General features: G+C 71.1%; 11 protein-coding genes. 5 read left to right on the top strand and 6 right to left on the bottom strand.

Going from position 1 to position 20,186, the window contains the following annotated elements:
- The first annotated feature begins 390 nt into the window (after positions 1 to 390).
- The 5 genes from ASG30_RS13460 to ASG30_RS13440 all read left to right on the top strand — a co-directional run bounded on the left by ASG30_RS13460 (position 391) and on the right by ASG30_RS13440 (position 5,924).
- Complete coding sequence (locus ASG30_RS13460) at positions 391 to 1,161, top strand: LuxR C-terminal-related transcriptional regulator (protein WP_055897368.1); 771 nt, start codon at positions 391 to 393, stop codon at positions 1,159 to 1,161.
- Positions 1,162 to 1,520: 359 nt separating this feature from the next.
- The gene (locus tag ASG30_RS13455) at positions 1,521 to 3,236 is read left to right on the top strand and encodes a multicopper oxidase family protein (RefSeq protein WP_082522090.1); all 1,716 of its coding nucleotides are present in this window, start codon (positions 1,521 to 1,523) and stop codon (positions 3,234 to 3,236) included.
- A gap of 15 nt (positions 3,237 to 3,251) precedes the next feature.
- Positions 3,252 to 3,971, top strand: coding sequence for an SCO family protein (locus tag ASG30_RS13450; RefSeq protein ID WP_055897365.1), 720 nt, complete (start codon positions 3,252 to 3,254; stop codon positions 3,969 to 3,971).
- An 83-nt stretch (positions 3,972 to 4,054) separates the two neighbouring features.
- Positions 4,055 to 5,170, top strand: coding sequence for an NAD(P)/FAD-dependent oxidoreductase (locus tag ASG30_RS13445; protein ID WP_055897363.1), 1,116 nt, complete (start codon positions 4,055 to 4,057; stop codon positions 5,168 to 5,170).
- A 196-nt stretch (positions 5,171 to 5,366) separates the two neighbouring features.
- Positions 5,367 to 5,924 (top strand): NADPH-dependent FMN reductase, encoded by a 558-nt coding sequence (locus tag ASG30_RS13440; protein ID WP_055897360.1) that lies wholly within the window; start codon positions 5,367 to 5,369, stop codon positions 5,922 to 5,924.
- A gap of 96 nt (positions 5,925 to 6,020) precedes the next feature.
- Here ASG30_RS13440 and glgA read toward each other — a convergent pair whose 3' ends face one another.
- The 6 genes from glgA to glgB all read right to left on the bottom strand — a co-directional run bounded on the left by glgA (position 6,021) and on the right by glgB (position 19,946).
- Positions 6,021 to 7,502: a glycogen synthase GlgA gene (glgA, locus tag ASG30_RS13435; protein WP_055897356.1), complete on the bottom strand. Its 1,482-nt coding sequence runs from the start codon at positions 7,500 to 7,502 to the stop codon at positions 6,021 to 6,023.
- On the bottom strand, positions 7,499 to 12,550 hold the full coding sequence (locus ASG30_RS13430) for a malto-oligosyltrehalose synthase (protein ID WP_055897353.1): 5,052 nt from the start codon (positions 12,548 to 12,550) through the stop codon (positions 7,499 to 7,501). The genes glgA and ASG30_RS13430 overlap by 4 nt, the downstream gene beginning before the upstream one ends.
- Positions 12,551 to 12,716: 166 nt before the next feature.
- Positions 12,717 to 14,573, bottom strand: a complete 1,857-nt coding sequence (gene treZ / locus ASG30_RS13425) for a malto-oligosyltrehalose trehalohydrolase (protein WP_055897350.1) — start codon at positions 14,571 to 14,573, stop codon at positions 12,717 to 12,719.
- Entirely contained in the window at positions 14,570 to 16,732 is a 2,163-nt protein-coding gene (glgX, locus tag ASG30_RS13420; RefSeq protein WP_082522089.1) for a glycogen debranching protein GlgX, read from the bottom strand. Before glgX ends, treZ begins: the two co-directional genes overlap by 4 nt.
- Positions 16,729 to 18,012, bottom strand: a complete 1,284-nt coding sequence (locus tag ASG30_RS13415) for a glucose-1-phosphate adenylyltransferase (protein WP_055897338.1) — start codon at positions 18,010 to 18,012, stop codon at positions 16,729 to 16,731. The genes glgX and ASG30_RS13415 overlap by 4 nt, the downstream gene beginning before the upstream one ends.
- Positions 18,009 to 19,946 (bottom strand): 1,4-alpha-glucan branching protein GlgB, encoded by a 1,938-nt coding sequence (gene glgB, locus ASG30_RS13410; protein WP_055897336.1) that lies wholly within the window; start codon positions 19,944 to 19,946, stop codon positions 18,009 to 18,011. Before glgB ends, ASG30_RS13415 begins: the two co-directional genes overlap by 4 nt.
- Between the last annotated feature and the right edge of the window lie 240 nt (positions 19,947 to 20,186).

The raw sequence follows: 20,186 nt of genomic DNA, 5'->3' as shown, positions 1-20,186 counted from the left end.
TGCGACCGCGCGCTCAATCTGACCGGAGCCTGACCATGCTCGGGATGTTTTCCAAAGGGTGTTGCAAGCACCGATCGAAGCTATGCGTGGCCGATCCGGCACGCTCCGTTTTCGATAGCTGTATGGTCGCGCTAGGAAGGACTTTGCGGTGTCATTCAACGAACCTCGCGGGTCGCTGCGTTTCGCTGGAGAAGTTGTGCGTCACGAGCTGCGTGAGACGTAATGATTCGATTCGGCACACGGTGCTCTGCCCGGCCGTGGCTCGTTCCCTACGAATGTTCGTTGGCGTACAGACAGTGCTACAGCCATGAACTTACCTTCGGTTCCTGAGAGAGCAGTAAACGAGAGGGAATGGCGATGGAAGTAAACGAATGCTTGGCGACTGGCGCAATGCCGATCGCTCCGATCCGCACCCAGTCCAGCGGATTCTCGACCTTCAAGAACTCCCCCTGCATCTGGCCCGAGAGCATGAGCGGCCAGCCCGGCGCGCCGCTGCGGGTGCACATCGTCGACAGCGATGCGCACGTGCGCGGCGTCATCGCCCAGGAGCTGATGGGGGACACCCGGACTGTCGTGGCCGGCCAGGCCGGCACCCTGCGCGATGGCCGCCGCATGGTGCGCGACATCCGCTTCGACGTGCTGCTGGTGGACGTCGCGCTGTCCGACGGCGCCGGCTTCGAGCTGATCACGCACGCCCGCAGCCTGAACGCGAGCGCCGAGGTGGTGGCGCTGTCCAGGTCGGAAACGGATGACGACGCCGTGCGCGCTTTCGAGCTGGGCGCCGCCGGCTTCGTGGTGAAGAACTCGTGGTTCGTCAGCTTCGTGCAGGCGGTGCTGCAGGTGGCCAACGGCGGCGCGGCGATCACGCCCGCGCTCTCGCGCCGGCTCCTGCTCAAGCGTGGCCCGGGCGCCGCGGCCGCCGGCGTGGCCACGGCGAAGGTGGCGGGACCGGCCGGCGAGGTGGTGCGCATCAAGCTGTCGCTGCGCGAGCACGAGGTGCTGCGCATGATCGCCAGCGGCCTGACGAGCAGCCAGATCGGCGATCGCCTGGCCATCAGCTCCACCACCGTCAATTCCCACGTGAAGAACATGTACCACAAGCTCCACGTGCGCTCGCGCGCGCAGGCCGTCAGCTGCGCGAACTCGTGGGGCCTGCTCTGAGCGGCCTCCTTATTTTTTTTGCACCCAGTCTGGTCTTTCGTTGCCGGATGCAAGCGCGGGGCGTGCCCCACCCTGGTGAGTGCCCCGCCTAGAACGGGGTGGGAAAAAGGCGCAGGGCCGCGTCGCGACTCGCAGCGCGATGGATGGGTGGCGGCCGGCCGCGCAGCCGTCACCCGAAGAGCGGCTCGCCGCGCGCGAGGCCACGCACTGACCGCTACCTGACTCCCTCCCCAGATCTTGCGATCGGCCCCCCGGCACAGGGGCAAGCCGCCATCTAGATTTGCATCAACCGCGACGCGTCGCGAGAGCCGGGCTTCCCCGGCCGGCGCCGCCCGCCGGATCCCTTGCCGGAGGGTCGCATGAGCAATCGACAGGATCTCCATCCAAGCCCCGCCGGCTCGCCGCGGAGCCCCACGCGGCGGTTGCTGCTCAAGACGGCCGGTGCCTCGGCCGCCGGCGCTTTCGTGGCGCGGGGAAGCGCCCAGACGCTGGTCCCGCTCCGCCCGCCCAGCCCGCCCACGACGCCGTGGGCCCAAGAGCTGCCGGTCCAGCAGCCGATCCGGCCGGAGTCCTCGGTCAGCACCGACGCGACCGGCATCGCCGGCGCGGACGAGTGCGGCCGGGCCGACCACCAGGCGTGGTCGCGCTTCCCGCCGCAGCTGATGTACCGCGTGGACGTCAAGGTGGGCTCGCACCGCTTCCATCCGGAGCTGCCGACGCAGGAGGTGTGGGGCTACGACGGCCGCGTGCCCGGCCCGCTCTTCCACGCCCGCTACGGCCAGCCGATCCTGGTGCGGTTCCGCAACCAGCTGCCCAATGCACTGCAGGGCTTCGGATCGCCCGACATCTCGGTGCACCTGCACAACCTGCACACACCCTCCGAGAGCGACGGCTTCCCGGTCGACTGGTTCAGCGAGACCGCCTGCGGGCCGACCCTCACCCGCCCCGGCAGGTTCAAGGACCACCACTACCCCATGGTGTACGCCGGCGTGGAGGCCTTCGGCGGCATCGGCGACCCGCGCGAGGCGCTGGGCACCCTCTGGTACCACGACCACCGCCTCGACTTCACCGCGCCCAACGTCTACCGGGGCATGGCCGGGTTCTTCCTGGCCTTCGACGAGATCGACTCGGGCAACGAGCACGATGGCAATCCGAGCGCGCTGCGGCTGCCCAGCGGGGCCTACGACGTGCCGCTGATGTTCGGGGACAAGCAGTTCGACAGCGGCGGCAACCTGATGTTCGACCAGTTCAATGGCGACGGCTTCATCGGCGACAAGTTCCTGGTCAACGGCAAGATCCAGCCGTTCTTCCACGTGGAGCCCCGCAAGTACCGCTTCCGCATGCTGGCCGCGGGGACGTCGCGCGTGTGGGACTTCCAGCTTCGCTGGCAGAACCGGGTCCAGAGCTTCGCGCAGATCGCCAACGACGGAAACCTGCTCGTGGCGCCCCTCTTGCGCAGCAACGTGAGGCTGGGCAACGCCGAGCGCGCCGACATCGTGGTGGACTTCTCCAGGTTCCCGGTGGGCTCGGAGCTCATCCTGACCAACCGGCTCAAGCACCTGGATGGCCGCAAGCCGGAGAACGACTTCCTGTCCACGCCGGACCCGCTGCTCAAGTTCATCGTCGACAAGCCGCTCGCGGCAGCGGACGAGAGCCAGGTGCCCGGTCGGCTGCGCGAGCAGCCGCCCATCACCCTGTCCGAGGTGGTGACCACGCGCAACTTCCAGTTCAACCGCTCGGGCGGGGGCTGGACCATCAACGACCGCGAGTTCAACAACCGGCCGATCGCCACGCCCAAAGTGGGCACCGCGGAGATCTGGAACCTGGTCAACCCGAGCGGCGGCTGGGCCCACCCGATCCACATCCACTTCGAGGAAGGCCGCATCCTCCAGCGCAACGGGCGCGAGCCGCCGGAGCACGAGCGCGGCCGCAAGGACGTCTACACGATCGGGCCCAACGAAAGCGTGCGGGTGTTCCTGCGCTTTCGCGACTTCACCGGCAAGTACGTCATGCACTGCCACAACACCATCCACGAGGACCACGCCATGATGGGCCGCTGGGACATCGTGGCCTGACCGTCGAGGACCGCCATGACATCCGCATCTGAAACTCCTGAAGACCGGCCGGAACCGCCCGCGCGGGGCGGCGGCCGCCGCGGCAGCCTGGCCGTCCTGGGCGGCGCGCTCGCCGCGACCGCCAGTGCCGGACTGGCCTGGCGCTTCGGCAAAGCCTCCGCGCCGGCCCCGGTGGCGGCAGCCAACCCCCAGCGAGGCAGGCCCGGCCGCCTCCCTGACGTTCCCCTGGTCACGCACGAGGGCCGCCCGGTCCACTTCTATTCCGACCTGGTGCGCGGCCGCGTCGTCTTCGTGAACATGATGTACGCCCAGTGCAGCGAGCGCTGCCCGCCGATGACGCAGAACCTGCGCGCGGTGCAGGAGGCGCTGGGCGACCGCGTCGGCCGCGACGTGTTCATCTACTCGATCACGCTGCTGCCGGAGCACGACCGACCCGCGGACCTGAAGGCCTACCGCGAGCTGAACCGTGTGGGCCCGGGCTGGACGTTCCTGACCGGTGCCAAGCCGGACGTGGAGCGCCTGCGGTTCGCCCTGGGCTTCTACGACCCCGACCCGGCCACCGACGCCGACCTCGGCCAGCACATCGGCGCCGTGCGCGTGGGCAACGACGCGCTGGACCGCTGGTGCATGACGCCGCTGCTGACCGAGCCCCACCTCATCCTGGAAGCGCTCATGGCGGTGGACCCGGTGACGCGCGCCCGCGGGCGCACGTGGCCGGTCCCGCCGCAGGCGTAATGCGGTCCCACGAACGGCCCCACGAACGCACGAGCTTGTGTTAATTTGCCCGCCGGTCGCGCGAGCGTGCGCAGGGGGGCAGGATGGATCAGGTCGAAGCGGTCGTGGTCGGCGCCGGCGTCGTCGGGCTCGCGGTGGCGCGCGCCCTGGCCCGGGCCGGGCACGAGACCCTGGTGCTGGAAGCCGAAGGCGGCATCGGCCAGGGCGTGAGTTCGCGCAACAGCGAGGTCATCCATGCGGGCCTGTACTACGCGCCGGGCTCGATCAAGGCCCGCCTGTGCGTACGAGGCAAGGAGATGCTGTACGCGCTGTGCGCCAGCCACGGCGTGGGCCACCGGCGCTGCGGCAAGTTCACCGTGGCCAACAGCGAGGACGAGGTGCGGGCGCTGCGCGTCCTGCAGCAGCGGGCCGCGGCCAACGGCGTGCCGGTCGAGTGGCTGGAAGGCGAGGAGGCCTGCGCGATGGAGCCGGCCCTGCGCTGCATCGCCGCGCTGCATTCGCCCAGCACCGGCATCGTCGACAGCCACGGCTTCATGCTCGCGCTGCAGGGCGACCTGGAGCGCGAGGGCGGCATGGTGGCCTTCCGCTCCGCCGTGGCTTCGGTGCGGCTGGCCGCGGGGGAGGGCGGCCTGCACGTGCTGCGGCTGGCCGACGGCACCGAGCTGGCCACGTCGCTGCTGGTGAACTCGGCCTCGCTGCACGCCTGCGCACTGGCGCGCCGCTTCGAGGGGCTGGATGCGCGCTTCGTGCCGCGCGAGTGGTTCGCCAAGGGCAACTACTACGCGCTGTCGGGCCGGGCGCCGTTCAGCCGGCTGATCTACCCCGCGCCCGCCGACGCGCACCTGGGCACGCACCTCACGCTGGACCTGGGCGGCCAGGCCAAGTTCGGTCCCGACATCGAGTGGCTGGACATCCGCACGCCCGAGGAGATCGACTGGCGGGTCGACCCGCGGCGGGCCGACGGCTTCTATGCCGAGGTGCGGCGCTACTGGCCGGGCCTGCCCGACGACAGCCTGCAGCCCAGCTACAGCGGCGTGCGGCCCAAGATCCACGGCGAGCACGAGAAGGCGCCCGACTTCCGCATCGACGGCCCCGCGCTGCACGGCGTGCCCGGGCTGGTCAACCTGTTCGGCATCGAGTCACCGGGGCTGACCAGTTCGCTGGCGCTGGCGGAAGACGTGGTGGGGATATTGGGATAAGTCGTCATTCCCGCGGAGGCGGGAATCCAGTGCGCCCGCCTTCGCGGGCTGCCGGAAGCCCTGGGTCCCCGCCTGCGCGAGGACGACGAAAAAGCGCTCCACCACCATTTCTGCGACATCGGTCTCCAGAGGTTTCCCCCGCCGCGCAGCGCCGGTCCGGCTCCCCAGAATGTCTTTTTCTCCGGTACCGAACCTCATGAACACCTACCAGATCGCCGTCATCGTCGGGAGCCTGCGCAAGGACTCCTTCAACCAGAAGCTCGCTCACGCGCTGGCCAAGATGGGACCGTCCGACTTCAGCTTCCACAACTGCGCCATCCACGACCTGCCGCTCTACAACCAGGACGACGACAAGCAGCAGGCCGAGCCGGTGCGGCGGCTCAAGAGCGAGATCAGCGGCGCGCAGGGCGTGCTGTTCGTGACGCCCGAATACAACCGGTCCATCCCCGGCGTGCTGAAGAACGCCATCGACCACGCCTCGCGGCCCTATGGCCAGAGCGCCTTCGCCGGCAAGCCGGCCGGGATCATCGGCATCTCCGTCGGCGCCATCGGCACCGCGATCGCGCAGCAGCACCTGCGCGGCATCCTGGGCTACCTGGACATGCCCACGCTCGGCCAGCCCGAGGCCTTCGTGCAGAACAAGGAAGGCCTGCTGGGCGAGAACGGCACCATCGGCGTGGAGAGCACGCGCAAGTTCCTGCAGGGGTGGGTGGACAGGTACGTGGCGTGGGTGAAGCAGCACGTGAAGGTTTAGCCCGTCATCCCCGCGAAGGCGGGGATCCAGTGCGTCCGCCTTCAGCGGACTGCCGAAAGCCCTGGGTCCCCGCCTTCGCGAGGATGACGAGGCGTTTTACGCCGTCGTGAAGAACCGCGGCCGCGCGCGTTCGATCGCCTGTTCGTACACCTCGACGTAGCGCCGCGCGCTGGCCTCCCAGCCGAATCCCTTGGCCATCCCGTTCACCTGCAGCCGCCGCCAGGCCTTGGGGTTGCGCCATGCCGTGCGCAGCCGCGAGACGGCATCGGCGAAGCCGTGGGCATCGGGCGAGCGCATGACGAAGCCGGTGCCCCTGGCCGGGTCCGCGGTGGCGTCCACCACCGAATCGACCAGCCCGCCGGTGCCGCCGACCAGGGGCGGCGTGCCGTAGGCCTGGCTGTACATCTGGTTCAGCCCGCAGGGCTCGAAACGCGAAGGCATGAGGAAGGCATCGGCCCCGGCCTCGACCAGGTGCGCCAGCGCCTCGCTGAAGCCCACCGTCACGCTCATGGCCTTGGGCGACCGCGCCGCTGCTTCCGTCAGCGCCTGCTGCAGGCCCGCGTCGCCGGTGCCCAGGATCACCACCTGTGCGCCGTCGCGCAGCAGCAGCTCCAGCTGGCCCAGGACCAGGTCGATGCCCTTTTGCGAGGTGAGCCGGCTGACCATGCCGAACACCAGCGCGCCGGGATCGGGACGCAGCCCGCACTGCGCCTGCAGCGCGGCCTTGTTGCGCGACTTGCCGGCGAAGTCGCCGGGGCCGAAGCGGTGCGGCAGCAGCGGATCGGTCGCGGGGTTCCACACCTGCGGGTCGATGCCGTTGAGGATGCCGGCCAGGCGGTCGGCGCGCGACCGCAGCACGCCGTCCAGCCCCGCGCCGAACTCCGGCGTCTGGATCTCCTGCGCGTAGGTGGGGCTTACCGTGGTGATCGCGTCGGCGAACTGCAGGCCGCCCTTGAGCATGGACAGCTGGCCCCAGAACTCCACGCCCTCCAGGCCGCGCCAGTGGCCGGGGATCGCCAGCAGGTCGGCGTGCTCCATGGGGAACACGCCCTGGAAGGCCATGTTGTGGATGGTCACCACGCCGGCCGCGACCGCCTCGTGCGCATTCGCCTCGCGTGCCTGCGCCAGGTACAGCGGCGCCAGCGAGCAGGGCCAGTCGTTGGCGTGGACCACGTCGGCCTGCCAGCCCTCCAGCGGCGAGCGCGCGGTGCCCAGCATCGCGGCGATGCGGCTGAGGAAGCCGAAGCGCCGCACGTTGTCGGGGTAGTCGTGGCCGGTGGCGTCCACGTACGGCCCGCCGGCCCGCTGGTAGAGCGCGGGGCAGGCCAGCAGCAACAGCGTGACGCCGCTGTCGGTGCGCACCGGCAGCAGCTGCGCCGCCGGCCAGGGGCCGTCGGCCGGCAGGTCGACGCCGTCGCCGACCTCGCCGCTGACCTTCATGCCGCGGTAGGCGGGCAGCAGCACCCGCACGTCGTGCCCCAGGGCCGCCAGGGCCGTAGGCAGGGCGCCGCTCACGTCGCCCAGGCCGCCGGTCTTGACCCAGGGGGCGCACTCGGGCGTGGCGAACAGGATCTTCATTCGGCCCCCTCGCGCGGGCCCTGCGCCACCAGCACGGCGAAGGGCAGGCCGGCGGCGCCGGCGAACAGCGTCTCCACGGCCAGCGACCCGTCGGGCCCGGCCCCGGCGACCTCCTCGCCGGTCAGCCAGTTGCGCCAGCGCGGCCACTTGCGCAGGCCCGCGGCCTCGGCGGCGCGCAGCTGCGTGCCGCGCCAGAGGGCGGGCGTCCAGCGCGTCTCGGCGCTGTCGCACAGCGTGCAGGCCAGGCGCGCCGCGACCACCAGCACCGCCCGGTCGTCGCGCGTGCGCAGGAAGGCGATGGCATGGTCGCCCGCCGGGCCCTCGGCGGCCAGCGGCTGGTAGGCGCCGTCGCGGAACAGCTCGCGCATCGCCTGCCGCAGCTGCAGCAGGCGCCAGGTGACCAGGTGCTTGATGCGCCCGTCGGCCATGCCGGCGTGCAGCTGCCGCCAGAGCGACGCGGGCGGGACGCCGTCGCGGCACTGCGCCTGCAGCTCGGCCAGGCCGCGCTGCAGCTGGCCGAAGTCCACCGGCCGCCGGTTGTCCGGGTCGACCAGGCTGAAGTTCCACTGCTCGCAGCCCTGGTACACGTCGGGCACGCCCGGCACGGTGAACTTCAGCGCCACCTGCGCCAGGCTGTTGCGCCAGCCCCAGGGCGCGACGCGGGCGGTGAACTTCTGCAGCTCGTCGACGAAGGGGTTGGGCGAGCCGGGCCGCAGCACCGCGTCGATGTAGCGGGCCAGCGCGTCCTCGTAGGCCTTGTCGGGGCAGGTCCAGCTGGTGTGCTGCTTGGCCTCGCGCACCGCCTTGCGCATGTACTCCTGCAGGCGCAGCCGCAGCGACTCGCGATCCTGCGCATGCGGCACCTCGGCCGGCCACAGGCCCGCCAGCGTCTGGAACAGCAGCCAGATGTCGTTGCGCGAGGGCGCCACGCCGGCCTCGGTCTCGGTGAGGTACATCTCGGCCCAGCCGGCCCAGCGCTGCAGCGTCTCGGTCCAAAGCTGCGGCAACTCGGACAGCACGTCGATGCGCGCGCGCAGGTCCTCGCCGCGCTTGCTGTCGTGGGTGGAGGTGGCCAGCAGGCAGTGCGGCCGGTGCCGCTCGCGCGCCTGGTTGGCGCCATGGAAGGCGGCCACCGACAGGCCGTAGCTGGCCGGCTCGCCGCCCACCTCGTTGAGCGAGGTCAGGCGCAGGTAGCGGTAGAAGGCCGTGTCCTCCACCGCCTTGGCCATCACCGGCGAGGTGAATTGCTGCCAGCGGGCCAGGAAGCGGCCGCGCTGCTCCGGCGGCACGCCCGCCGCCTCGCCTTCGCCCAGCAGCACTTCGCGCACGTGGTCCAGCACGCCGGCCTCCGAGCCCCCCAGGCGCCGCAGCGCGGCCGCCACCGCCCAGTCGATGTGCCGGCGGTCGGCCGGGCTGGGCGTGTCGCCGGGGCGCAGGTAGGTGCGGTAGACCGGAAAGCCCGCCGCGATCTCGGCCAGCGCCAGCCGCAGCCGGTTGCGGGTGAAGTCGCAGCGGCGCCGGTTGGCGCGGGTGATGCGGTACATCGCCTCCACCAGCCAGTTCAGCTCCGAGAACAGCGAGGTCTCGATGATCAGCCGCTTGCACTGGTAGACGATCTCGGTGAAGGCCTCCTGCTCGCCGCTGAAGTCGCGGTAGGCCCGCTCCATCTCCGCGGCCCGCGTGCCGTCCACGAACAGGCCGTTGACCAGGCTGGCGAAGCGGTAGCCGGTGTCGCCGTGCACCGGCCACTGGTGCGACAGCGGCTCATGTTCGGCCAGGATCTTCTCCACCACCAGGTAGAGCGCGCGGGGCTCGCGGCCGGCCACCTCGGCCTGGCGTGCATGGCGGGCCTGCAGCCGCTGGAAGTACTGCTGCGGGTCGGACAGCCCGTCGGGGTGGTCCAGCCGCAGCGCGTCCAGGTGGCCGTCCTGCAGCCACTGCAGCACGCGCGCGTGCGTGGCCTCGAACACCTCCTGGCGTTCCATCCGCAGCGCCGCCAGGGTGTTGACGTCGAAGAAGCGGCGGTAGTTGACGTCGTCGCTGGCCGTGTGCCAGTCGGCCAGCCGGTACGCCTGGCGCGAGAGCAGCCGGTCCAGCAGGTCGAAGCTGGCCGGATCGGCCGGGTTGCCGTTGAAGCGCTGCACGCAGCTGTCCACCCAGTGCTGCAGCCATTCGTTGCGCGCCACCAGGCGCGCCAGGTTGCGCTTGTAGATCGAGGCGTCGCGCACGCGGGCGCGGCGCTGCTCGTCGTCGCTGCTGTCGCGCGGCGGCAGCCGCTCGAACGAGGCGAGCAGGGAGGCGACCACCGCATGGCTGTCGCTCTCGGCCTCGTCCTGCGCGGGCGGCGCCGGCAGAACGGCCAGGATGCCGGGGTAGGTGGCCGGGTCGACCGGGAAGCGGTGGTTCCAGTAGCGCAGGCCGAACTCGCCGGCTTCGGCATTGAAATGCAGCTGCAGCTCGCCCGACTCCAGCACCCGGCCGTAGTGGTCGCCCAGCACCGGCAGCAGCACGCGACCGGCCATCTCGGGCGCGGCCGGTTGCCACTCGATGTCGAAGGTCTGGGAGTGGGCCGAGGCCTGGCCATGCTCCAGCATCTCCAGCCACCAGGCGTTGTCGGCCTCCAGCACGCCCATGTGGTTGGGCACCAGGTCCAGCATCTGGCCCATGCCGTGGCGGCGCAGCGCGCGGCACATGCGCTCGAAGTCCTCCTCGTCGCCCACCTCGGGGTTGAGCGCGCCGTGGTCGACGATGTCGTAGCCGTGGGTGCTGCCCGGCCGCGCCCGCAGGAACGGCGAGCTGTACAGGTGGCTGATGCCCAGCGCGTGCAGGTAGGGCACGGCCTCGGCCACGTCGGTGAAGCGGCAGCCTTCGTGGAACTGCACGCGGTAGGTGGCCACCGGGATGCGCGCGCTGTCCAGCGGCGGCAGCTCGGCCGGCGCGGTGTCGGGGGCGGGGCCGCTGCGCTCGGCGCGCAGCACGGCGGCGACGGCGGCGAAGCGCTCGTCGCTGGCCAGGTCCTCCACCGCCACCGACAGCTTGCGCCGCCAGTTGGGGAAGCGGTCCTCGGTGGTGCCGGGCACGTTGACCTGCAGCCGCTGGCCGGTCACGTCCTCCAGCTGCACGCCCACCAGCCAGCTGGGCGTGCGGGCCAGGTAGGCGTAGACGCCGGCGACGAAGGCGGGCGTGGCGTCGGGCACCGATGTGGGCTGCGCGCTGGCGTCGGGCGGCAGCAGGCCCTGGTGCTGCAGCGCGAGCAGCAGGCGGGCCCGGTCCTGCGAGCGGTCGATCACGGCGCGCTCGCGCGCGGCCTCGTCGGGGAACAGGCCCAGGCTGGCGACCAGCTCCAGGTCTTCGCCCAGCCAGAAGCCGCGCAGCGTGGGCAGGTCGTGCGTGCTGACCACCGCCAGCGCCTGCGGCTGCCACTCGCCCGGCGGGCGGAAGCTGCCGTCGGCGGCGCGTTCGAACAGCAGCGGCCGGTAGGACAGCAGGCTGCGCTCTCGCATGGCGTCGCGCATGGCGGGCGCCACGTTGCCCAGGTCCTCGCCGATCACCAGGCAGCGGTGGCGATGGCTCTCCAGCGCCAGGATGCCCAGCAGGTCCTGCAGCGGATAGGTGACGTAGGTGCCGCCGCGGCCGCCGATCCAGAACAGGCGCATCAGCGCCATCACGTGGTCCATGCGCAGCGCGCCGCAGTGCCGCATGTTGGCGCGCAGCGTCTCGATGAAGGGGGCGTAGCGGGCGGCCTGCAGCTGCACCGGGTTGAGCGGCGGCAGGCCCCAGTTCTGGCCCAGCGCGTTCAGCGGGTCGGGCGGTGCGCCCACATGCATGCCCAGGGCGTAGAGCGAGGGCTGCATCCAGGTCTCGGCGCCGCCTTCGTTGACGCCCACCGCCAGGTCGCAGTACAGGCCCAGCCCCATGCCGCGCGTGCGGGCGTAGCGCTGCACCGATTCGAGCTGCACCTCGCACAGCCACTGCAGCCAGAAGCGGTAGCGCACCGCCGACGCGTGGTCCTGGCGGAAAGCCCGCACCGCCTCGCCTTCGGGGTCGCGCCAGGCCTCGGGCCAGGCCGGCCAGCCCCACACGTGCGGGTCGGTGGCGTAGAGGTGGCCCTGCACGGCCTCGAACAGCGCATGCGGGCCGAGCGTCGTCTCGCGCTCCTGCATGTAGCTGGCGAAGTGCGCGCCGCGCGAGCTGCCCGGGTGCATCTCGTGCTGCTCGAAGTGCCGCCACAGGATGGCCAGCATCTCCTCCTTGGCGGCGGCCACGGCGGGGTAGTCCACCAGCTCGGCTTCGCGCAGGCGGCGCAGCCGGTGCTGGAACTCCTCGCCGTGCAGCTTGCGCAGGGCCTCTTCGCAACCCGACAGTTCGGCCAGGGCCTGCACGTCCAGGTAGATCGGGTTGAGCGCCGTGCGGCTGGAGGGGCTGTACGGGCTGGCCACCTCGGGCCGGTGCGGGAACAGCGCGTGCAGCGGCGACAGGCCGATGAACGACGCGCCCTGGCGCGCCGCCGTGTCCACCAGCCGGCGCAGGTCGCCGAAGTCCCCGATGCCCCAGTTGCGGGCGGAGCGCAGCGCGTAGAGCTGGATGGTGCAGCCCCACCAGCGCTGGCCCTCCAGCAGCGATTGCGGTGCCCAGCAGCGCTTGGGCGCGACCACCAGCAGGCAGTAGGACGGCTGTCCGTCGACCACGAGCCGCCAGTAGCCGATGCGCGGAGCGGGCGGCAGCTCGATCACCGACAGCTCGCCTTCGCGCCGGACCTCGCCCTGCGAGGACTCGCCGCCGTCCTCGGGCGTGAGCTGCCAGCGGCCGCCCGCCGGACCGCCGGTCCACGCGATGCGCGCCGGCTCGCCTTCGGCCACCACCTGCACCGGCGGCAGGCCTTCGGCGGCGGGCGGGGGCGCATGGCGCAGACCCATGCTGTCGAGGGCCTGGGCCAGCACCTCGGGCGCCACCTGGAGGTCCTCGCCCCAGAAGGAGTGGTAGCGCAGGGCGACGCCATGGCGTTCGGCCTGCTGGGCGAGGTCGTGCGTTTCGGCTTCGAGGCTCATGGGGGATTCACAAGGACCGTCGTCCCCGCGGAGGCGGGGACCCAGGGCTTCCACGTCGTCCCCGCGGAGGCGGGGATCCAGGGCTTCCGATTTGCTGTGCAGGCGGAAGCACTGGATTCCCACCTTCGCGGGAATGACGGGTATGGGTTGAGGTTCAGGGTGCCCGTCACTGCGTGATCTCCGTACCAATGCGCCAGCGGGCGGCCCAGGCGGGCCAGGTGCCGGGGGCGGCGTCGGCCGGCCAGCGGTGAAGGAAGACGTCCTGCGGTTCCACCGGCCCGACGTGCTTGTCGGGCACGGCCAGCGGCGCGGGCCCGAGGTTGATCTCCAGCGACAGCACCTGGCCGTCGCCGTAGCGCCACTGCACGGCCAGGCCGGTCTCGCCGACGCGCTGCGCGGTGTGCTGTCCGGTCAGCAACTGCTCCTGCCGCGGCACGATCCACTGCCACCGGGCGGCCAGGGCGCTGCGCACCATGGCCTGCCAGGCGCGGCCGCGTTCGCCGTCGCGCTCGTCGTCGCCCGGCCGGCTGGCGTCGAAGGTGTCGGCACTGCATGGGTCCGGCAGCGGCAGGGGCTTGCCGTCCACCACCTTGTTCACATGGCCGAACTCGCGCTTGCGGCCTTCCTGCACGGCCTTCTTCAGCTCGCCCTGCCAGTCGGCGAAGTACAGCCACGGGCGGGTGCTGCCGAACTCCTCGCCCAGGAACAGCATGGGCACGGCCGGGGTGAGCAGGGCCAGCAGCGTCGCCAGCGGCGCGGCGTCGGGCCCGACCAGCGCGGCCAGCCGTTCGCCGAAGGCGCGGTTGCCGACCTGGTCGTGGTTGTGCGCGAAGTTCACCAGCGCCGACAGCGGCACCGGTGGCGTGGGCCGCGGCGCCTCGCGCGCACCGCCGGGCTTGCGCGCGCTGTCCTCGAACAGCATGCCGTGCGACAGCGACCGCGCCAGGAGTTGGAGCGGCGCCTCGGCCGCGGCGTGGCCGTAGTCGTGGTAGTAGCCGCTGGTCTCGCCGGTGAGCGCGACGTGCAGCGCATGGTGGAAGTCGTCGTTCCACTGGCCGTCGTAGCGGCCGGGCTCGGGCCGGGTGGCGAGCCGCTCGTGGTGGTTGTTCTCGTTCTCCAGCACCAGGTGGACGTGCCGGCCGCGGGTGGATTCGCGCACGCGGGTGGAGAGCTCTTCCAGGACGTGCGGCCGGCTGTCGTCGGCGATCGCGTGCACCGCGTCCAGCCGCAGGCCGTCGAAGCGGTACTCGGTGGTCCAGTAGACCGCGTTGTCGATGAAGAAGTCGCGCACCGGCCGGCTGTCCGGCCCGTCGAAGTTGATCGCCGCCCCCCAGGGGCTGCTGCGCGTGCGCGAGAAGAAGCCCGGTGCGTAGCGGTGCAGGTAGTTGCCGTCGGGCCCGAAGTGGTTGTAGACCACGTCCAGGAACACCATCAGTCCCAGGCGGTGCGCCGCCTGGATGAAGGCCTTGAGCTGGTCGGGCGTGCCGTAGGCGGCGTGGGGCGCGAACGGCAGCACGCCGTCGTAGCCCCAGCCGAAGCGGCCCGGGAAATCCGCCAGCGGCATCAGCTCGACCGCCGTGATGCCCAGCTGCGCCAGCTGCGGCAGGCGTCCTTGCGCCGCGGCGAAGGTGCCCTCGGGCGTGAAGGCGCCCACGTGCAGTTCGTACAGCACGACCTCGTGCCAGGGGCGACCGGTCCAGTCGTCGTCCCACTGGAAGGCCAGCGGGTCGACGACCGCGCTGGGCTCATGGACGCCGTCCGGGTTGTGTCGCGATGCCGGGTCGGGCACCGACTGCTCGCCGTCGATGCGCCACTGGTAGAGCGTGCCGGCGCCGGCTTCGGGCACGTGGCATTCCCACCAACCCTGCTCGTCTCGCCGCGCGGGCAGCAGGCGCGGCGTGGCGCCTGGTTTTTCGTGGAGCGCCAGTTCCGCCCGCTTCGCGCCGGGCCCCCAGAGCCGGAAATCCACCCCGCCCTCCGGCCGCAGCGACGCGCCGAAGCGCATGGCGTGCGCGCACCTCATGCCGGGCGGCCCTCGACCAGCACCGCCATCGCGTGCGACTCGAGGTCGATCTTGGCCTGCGGCTGCACGCGCTCGGCCTCCTCGTGCGGGTAGTGCCCCTGGCCGGTGTCCACGCGCACGCGCCACTCCTGGATGCCCGGCACTTCGGGCAGCGTGAAGATCACCTCCTCGTCGGAGGCGTTGAACAGCAGCAGCACGCTGGGGCTGGCGCGGCCGTCCACCGGCGTGAACTTGCCGTCGAACAGGACGGCGATGCAGCGCACCGAGGGGTTGGTCCACTCCTCCTCGGTCATGGGCAGGCCCCACACGCTGAACCAGGCCAGCTCGCTGCGGCCGCCGTCGTCCTGCTCGCCGCTGGGCCAGCGGTTGTCGCGCAGCACCGGCAGCTCGCGCCGCAGGGCCATCAGCCGGGAGGTGAACTCGATCAGCGGGTCGTTGCGGCGCTCCTCGCTCCAGTCGAACCAGCTGACCGGGTTGTCCTGGCAGTAGGCGTTGTTGTTGCCGCCCTGGGTGCGGCTCATCTCGTCGCCGCCCAGCAGCAGCGGCACGCCGCGCGAGCAGAACAGGGTGGCGATGAAGTTGCGCTTTTGCCGCTCGCGCAGCGCCAGCACGTCCTCGTCGTCGGTGGGGCCCTCGGCGCCGCAGTTCCAGCTGCGGTTGTGGCCCTCGCCGTCGCGGTTGTCCTCGAAGTTGGCCTCGTTGTGCTTCTCGTTGTAGCTGACCAGGTCCTCGAGCGTGAAGCCGTCGTGCACCGTCACCAGGTTGACGCTGGCGATGGGCCGCCGGCGCGAGGGCGAGAAGATGTCGGCCGAGCCCGACAGCCGCGCCGCGAACTCCTGCACCGCGCCGTCCTCGCCGCGCCAGAAGTCGCGCACCGAGTCGCGGTAGCGCCCGTTCCACTCGGACCAGCCCGCGGGGAAGCCGCCCACCTGGTAGCCGTTGTCGCCGATGTCCCAGGGCTCGGCGATCAGCTTGACCTTCTGCAGCACCGGGTCCTGCGCGGCGGCGGCCAGGAAGGGCGAGCGGTGGTCGAACTCGTAGTTGCCGTTGCGGGCCACGGCCGGCGCCAGGTCGAATCGGAAGCCGTCGACGTGCATCTCCTCCACCCAGTAGCGCAGGCTGTCCATCATCAGGCGCAGCGTGGCCGGGTGGCTGATGTCCAGCGTGTTGCCGGTGCCGGTGACGTCGTTGTAGTAGCGGCGGTCCTCGGGCACCAGCCGGTAGTACGAGGGGTTGTCGATGCCCTTGAGGAACAGCGTGGGGCCCAGGTGGTTGCCCTCGCAGCTGTGGTTGTAGACCACGTCCAGGATCACTTCGAGGCCGGCCGCGTGCAGCGTCTTGACCATGCGCTTGAAGTCGTTGGCGTCGTTGCCGGCGCAGTAGCGCGGCTCCGGCGCGAAGAAGGCCACCGTGTTGTAGCCCCAGTAGTTGGCCAGGCCCAGGTCGATCAGGCGGCGCTCGTCGTTGAAGGCATGGACGGGCAGCAGCTCGACCGACGTCACGCCCAGGCGCTTGAGGTGGGCGAGGGCCGGCTCGCTGGCCAGGCCGGAGAAGGTGCCGCGCAGGCCGTGCGGCACCTCGTCCATGAGCTTGGTGAAGCCGCGCACATGGACCTCGTAGAAGACCGTGTCCTCCATCGGCACCTCGGGCCGGCGGTCGTCGCCCCAGTCGAAGGCGTCGTCCAGCACCACGCACTTGGCGGCGCCGGGCGCGTTGTCGACCAGGTCCATGGCCAGGTCGCGCGCGGGGCCGCCCAGGGTGTAGGCGTACTGCCAGGCGCCGCCGCGCAGCGGGCGGTCCAGGGCCTTGGCATAGGGGTCCAGCAGCAGCTTGTGCGGGTTGCAGCGCAGGCCGTCCTGCGGCTGGTAGGGCCCGTGCACGCGCAGCCCGTAGCGGGTGCCGGCGGGCAGGCCGGGCACGAAGCCGTGCCAGACGTCGTCGCTGCGGCAGGGCAGGGGCAGGCGGCGCACCTCGCGCGTGCCGGTGCGGTCGAACAGGCACAGCTCGACCTTCTCCGCCACGCTGGAATAGACGGCGAAGTTGACCCCCTGCGCGGTCAGCGTCGCGCCCAGGGGCCACGGCCGGCCGGGCTCGCAGTGGTCCGGCAGCTGGGCTTCGAGGGGAGGCTTGTGGGCTGCGGCAACGGCCGCCGCCGTCATGCAACCACCTCCAGCTTGCCCTTGCCGGCGCGCACCGTGCCGCGCGTCGTGGCGTGGTGCCCGGAGCCGGGCCGGAAGTAGCCGGCCGGCACCACCACGATGCCGCTCTCGGTGACGTGGAAGCGGCGCCGGTCCTGCTCCAGGTCGAAGCCGATGCGCTCGCCGGCGGGCACGTCGTTGTCCTGGTCGATGATGGCGCGGTGCACCTGGGCGCCGCGGCCGATGCGCGAGCGCTCCATCACGATGCAGTGCTCCAGCCGGGCGCCGCGGTCGACGTGGACCGAGCGGCGCAGCATGGCGTGGTCCAGCGCCGCGCCGTCGACGATGCTGCCCGAGCCCACCACCGAGCGGTTGATCACGCCGTTCTCGATCTGCGCCGATTCCGCCTGGTCGGGGCTGGCGTAGATCGGCCAGCGCGAATTGGTCATGCGGAACTTGGGCGCCGCGCCCAGGGTGTCGAAGTGCGCCTGGAAGTAGGCGTCGATGGTGCCCACGTCGCGCCAGTAGCCGTGCTCCTCGTAGGGCTCGGTGCCGGGGATGTGGTTGGTGTCGAAGTCGTAGGCCACCAGCTTGTGGGTCTTCACCATGGACGGCAGGATGTGCTTGCCGAAGTCGCTGGTGCCGTTCTCGTGCATCTTGCGCAGCTGCTCCAGCAGCACGTCGGCGTTGAAGATGTAGTTGCCCATGGAGCCCAGCGCGTGGCTGGTGCTGCCCGGCATCGGCTTGCAGGCCTTGGGCTTTTCCTTGAAGTCGACGATCCGGTTGTTGTCGTCGATGTCGACGATGCCGAACTGGTCGCTCTGCGACAGCCGCACCGGCAGCGTGGCCACGCTGGCGTGGGCGCCGCTCTGGAGGTGGAAGTCGATCATCTGCCGCACGTCCATGCGGTAGATGTGGTCGGCGCCGAAGACCGCCACGATGTCCGGCTTCATGCTCTCGATCAGGTGGATGTTCTGGTACACGGCGTCGGCCGTGCCCTGGAACCACTCGGGGCCGTTGCGCATCTGCGGCGGCACGCAGGTGACGAAGTGCTGCGGCATGAAGCGCGCCATCGTCCAGGTCTGCCGCACGTGCTCGATCAGCGACTGCGACTTGTACTGCACCAGCAGGTAGACCGAGTAGATCTCGGAATTCACCAGGTTGGACAGCACGAAGTCCACGATCCTGTGCTTGCCGTTGAACGGGACTGCAGGCTTGCAGCGGTCCGCGGTCAGCGGGTGCAGGCGCGAGCCTTCCCCGCCGGCCATCACGAAGGCCAGCACATTTCGATGAACGGTCATTGGCGATTTCCTCCAGTCATGGGTGCTTCGGGCGCCTGTTCCACGAGCACCAGGGTTGCCAGGGGTGGCAAGGTGAGCGATGCGCTGGCCGGCAGTCCGGCCAGGGGGGTGTCGTGCGCGACCACGCGGCCGAGGTTGCCCATGCCGCTGCCGCCGTAGTGGGTGGCGTCGCTGTTGAGCAGCTCCTCCCACGTCCCCGCACGGGGCAGGCCCAGCCGCAGGCCCAGGCGCGGCTCGGGGGTCAGGTTGGTGACGGCCACGGCCAGCGGGTCGCCCGGGTTGCCGCGGCGCACGAACGCCAGCACGGTCTGCGGCTCCGAGGTCTCGACCGGCAGCCAGCCGAAGCCCTCCGGATGGAAGTCGTTCGCGTGCAGCGCGCCCAGGCGGCGGTAGGTCGCGTTGAGGTCGCACACCCAGCGTGCCACGCCCGCGTGCAGCGGCCGCGCCCACAGGTGCCAGTCGAGCGTGCGCTCGTGGTGCCACTCCTGCAGCTGGCCGAACTCGCCGCCCATGAACAGCAGCTTCTTGCCCGGGTGGGTCCACATGTAGCCGTACAGCGCGCGCAGGCCGGCGAAGCGCTGCCACTCGTCGCCCGGCTGGCGCCCGAGCAGGCTGCCCTTGCCGTACACCACCTCGTCGTGCGAGAGCGGCAGCATGAAGTTCTCGTCGAAGGCGTAGACGGAGGAAAAGCGGATGTCGTCGCCGTGCCAGCGCCGGAAGAAGTGCGGCCGCTGCGCGTAGCGCAGCGTGTCGTTCATCCAGCCCATGTTCCACTTCATGCCGAAGCCCAGGCCGCCGTGGTGCACCGGCCGCGAGACGCCGGCCCAGGCGGTGGACTCCTCGGCGATCATGTGGACGTCGGGGAAGGCGGCGTACACCGCGCTGTTGAGGTCCTGCAGGAAGCGCACCGCCTCCAGGTTCTGGTTGCCGCCGTGCTCGTTGGGGATCCACTCGCCCGGCTCGCGCGAGAAGTCCAGGTACAGCATCGACGCCACCGCGTCGACCCGCAGGCCGTCGAAGTGGTACTTCTCCAGCCAGAAGATCGCGTTGCTGATCAGGAAGTCGCGCACCTCGTAGCGGCCGTAGTTGAAGATCAGGCTGTTCCACTGCGGGTGGAAGCCCAGGCGCGGGTCGGCGTGCTCGTACAGCTCGGTGCCGTCGAACCGGGCCAGCGCATGCGGGTCCGAAGGGAAGTGCGACCCCACCCAGTCCAGCAGCACGCCGATGCCGTGCTGGTGCAGCGTGTCCACCAGCACCATCAGGTCCTGCGGCGTGCCGTAGCGGGCGGTGGGCGCGTAGTAGCCGGTGGTCTGGTAGCCCCAGGAGCCGTAGAACGGATGCTCGGCCACGGGCATCAGCTCCACGTGGGTGAAGCCCATGGTGCGGCAGTGCGAGGCCAGGCGCACGGCCAGGTCGCGGTAGTTCAGGACGCGGCCGTCCTCCTCGCGCTGCCAGGAGCCCAGGTGCACCTCGTAGATCGACATCGGCTGGCGGTGCCCCTGGCGCTCGGCGCGCCGGGCCATCCACTCGCGGTCGCCCCATTCGTGGGAGAGCTCCCAGACCTGGGAGGCGGTGTGGGGCGGGTGCTCGCAGCGGAAGGCGTACGGGTCGGCCTTGTCCATCCAGCCGCCGTGAGCGCCTTCGATGCGGTACTTGTAGTAGTCGCCCTGCCGGGCGCCTTCGATGCGCCCGTGCCAGAGGCCGCTGCCGTCCTCCAGCCGTTGCAGGGGTTCGCAGTGCCAGCCGTTGAAGGAGCCGGTGACGCCGACGCTGCGGGCGTTGGGCGCCCAGACGGTGAAGCGCGTGCCGCTGCCGTCCGGGTGCGCGCCCATGACGTCGTACTGGCGGAAGTGGTGGCTGGCCCGGGGGGCCTGTCGTTGCGTGCCCGTCGAGGGCGAGTTCACGGCGCCGGAAAGGATTTGCGAAGGCGTCATGTCCTGTAACTTGCGTGAGGAAAGATTGTGGGTGCCAAGGTCCGAGGAGGATGAAGGAAGCGCTGGCGAAATGCCGTAGGCAGACGCCTACAGAGCGGCGTCGATCCGGCCGACGCGGGTGCGGGCGCAGAGGTAGCTGAGCAGGGGGGCGATTCGGCGACGCCTGCGCGGCCTGCGGGCTGACAAGGCCGCGCCACGGTCGGGTGGCCCGAATGACCTTCAGGCTGGCCGCGCACGAAG

This window comes from Ramlibacter sp. Leaf400 (assembly GCF_001424545.1).
GTDB lineage: Bacteria > Pseudomonadota > Gammaproteobacteria > Burkholderiales > Burkholderiaceae_C > Ramlibacter.
Note: the sequence above shows the minus strand (reverse complement) of the source record. Positions and strands in the feature narration are given on the sequence as shown.